Raw genomic sequence first — 210 nt, forward strand, 5'->3', positions numbered from 1 at the left:
GTACTGTAATGTGGTCTGTTGTTCCATCTGGATATTCTACAGTTACACCTACATCTGTTGTGCCTTCTGTTTCACCATTTGGTAATTGACTTGGATCATCAATCGTAATTGTTGGTTGATCTCCATCTGTTGGATAGTTCGGTACTGTTACTGCGCCTTTCACTTCATCTTCTGATACACCTGTACCAAAATCTTTTGTGATTGGTGTTG

The 210-nt window shown here is 40.0% G+C and carries 1 protein-coding gene; it reads right to left on the minus strand.

Going from position 1 to position 210, the window contains the following annotated elements; translation table 11 throughout:
• The coding region (locus tag CCE82_RS12815) for a Rib/alpha-like domain-containing protein (protein ID WP_206184419.1) at positions 1-210 on the minus strand (210 nt) is incomplete at both ends.

The sequence above is a fragment of the Staphylococcus cornubiensis genome (assembly GCF_900183575.1).
GTDB classification, from domain to species: Bacteria; Bacillota; Bacilli; order Staphylococcales; family Staphylococcaceae; genus Staphylococcus; species Staphylococcus cornubiensis.